The sequence below is a fragment of the Achromobacter sp. genome, assembly GCF_036567245.1.
Classification (GTDB): Bacteria; Pseudomonadota; Gammaproteobacteria; order Burkholderiales; family Burkholderiaceae_B; genus Achromobacter.
Genome location: NZ_DATCUY010000298.1, coordinates 1 through 1,831, shown reverse-complemented (window position 1 = coordinate 1,831; position 1,831 = coordinate 1). Strand labels below are relative to the sequence as shown.

Annotated in this window: 2 protein-coding genes; one reads left to right on the top strand and one right to left on the bottom strand. The window is 67.5% G+C overall.

The window, feature by feature from the left end; all coding sequences use genetic code 11:
- Positions 1-123 precede the first annotated feature (123 nt).
- Positions 124-1,083: a LysR family transcriptional regulator gene (locus tag VIR09_RS13325; protein ID WP_332013293.1), complete on the bottom strand. Its 960-nt coding sequence runs from the start codon at positions 1,081-1,083 to the stop codon at positions 124-126.
- A gap of 163 nt (positions 1,084-1,246) precedes the next feature.
- Here VIR09_RS13325 and VIR09_RS13320 point away from each other — a divergent pair.
- A partial coding sequence (locus tag VIR09_RS13320; protein WP_332013292.1) for a thiamine pyrophosphate-binding protein occupies positions 1,247-1,831 on the top strand: 585 nt, incomplete at its 3' end.

The following is a 1,831-nucleotide window of genomic DNA, read 5'->3' as shown; positions in this document are numbered from 1 at the left end:
GCTGGATGAGTCCGGCGCCAACCCGGCTGCCGCCGATGCCGGCGCAGCGCGGCGTGCCCAGCGGACCATTGACGCCTGCTCCGCCACTGCCGGTGCCGCGTTGAGAAGCAGCGGACCGCTAGATCAGGCCGACCCGGTACGCACGTCCGCCATTCGCATGTACGACCGGTAAGGCTCCGCCTGGACCATGCCCTCCAGCAGTTCGCGCAGGATGTCTTGCACGATTTTCACCGCCTGTGTCCGTGGCCGGTTGGATGCGGTGGCCAGCATCAAGCGGGTGGAAAGTGCTGGATCGACGATCCTGCGGGCGACGAGTTGGCCGCTGGCCAGTTCGCCCACCACCGCGGGCAGGGCCAGGACCGTGTGGGCCAGTCCGTTCAGCACGATTTCCTTCATCAATTCCAGCGCGTCCATTTCGAACACGACGTTCAAGGGCGTGCCGGCCTGGGCCGCCGCCTGTTCCAGCGTGCGGCGCAGGCCGTGGCTGCGCGTGGGCAGCGCCAAGGGCAGATCAGCCAGCTGCGAGAAGTCGATGGAGGACTGGGCCCGCGCGGCGGGCGACAGGTTCTGCGCCGGCGACACCAGCGCCAGGTCCAGTTCGGCCAGGGGATCGACCACCACGTGCTGGGAGCGCCGTGCGTCGTGCAGCACGGCGATGTCGACGCGGGCGTTGGCCAGCCATTCATGCACATAGCCGCTGTAGCCCGTGATGACGTTGAGCTGGATGCGCGGATGGCGCTTCCAGATTTCCGCCACCAGCGGCATGCCGACCATATGGGACAGCGTAGGCGTCAGGCCCAGGGTGACCTGGCCCGAAGGCGATTTCTGCTCGTCATGGAATTCGGTCACGACCCGCGCCATTTGCGCCAGCAAGGGGCGCAGGCTATCCAGCAGCTTCTCGCCTTCGGGCGTCAGGGACACGCCGCGGCCGTTGCGGTAGAGCAGGGCGCAGCCGCATTCGTCTTCGAGCTTCCGGACCTGGCGGCCCAGCGCCGATTGCGCGATGCCGAGCACCGAGGCGGCCTTGGAGAAGCTGCCCGAGTCGGCGACGTGGATCAGGTTCTCGATCTTGCGTAGGTCCATCGCGATGTCTCGCCGCCGGCACGCGCGGGCAGGCGCTCCTTGTGTGCGTTTTTTGTATATCTGATAGCGACAGTATGCCTACATGACATCCCGCCAGCCACCCTAGAATTCCAGCAAATCCGACCCGCGCCCCAGCGCGCCTGCCTTTCGCTTCCGGCCTTCCATGACGCCTGCTTCCGAATCGAATACGTCTTCCCATGCTTTGCTCGGGATCTTCGCCCGCAACGGCATCGACCGCGTTTTCCTCGTGCCCGGCGAAAGCTATCTGGGCGTGCTCGACGCCCTGCATGATTTCCCTGAAATCGACGTGGTGACCTGCCGGCATGAAGGCGGCGCGAGCTTCATGGCCTGCGCCGACGGCCGGCTGACGGGCCGGCCGGGCGTCGTGATGGTGTCGCGCGGGCCGGGCGCGGCGAACGCGGCCATTGGCGTGCATGCCGCGCAGCAGGATGGCGTGCCCATGATCCTGCTGGTCGGACAGGTGCCGCGCAGGGACCTGCGCAAGGAGGCTTTCCAGGAGATCGACTATCAGCAGATGTTCGGTTCCATCGCCAAGTGGGTCCATGAGGTGGCGGCGCCGGAAGATCTGGCCCGGGCCGCCTTCAAGGCGTTGCGGGTGGCGACTTCCGGCACGCCGGGGCCGGTGGTGCTGGTGGTGCCGGAAGACGTGCAGCAGGCGCCGGTGCCGCAACCGGACTGGGTTGCCGAGCCGGCCAGTCCGGCGCAGTCCGCGCCCGCCACGCTGGCG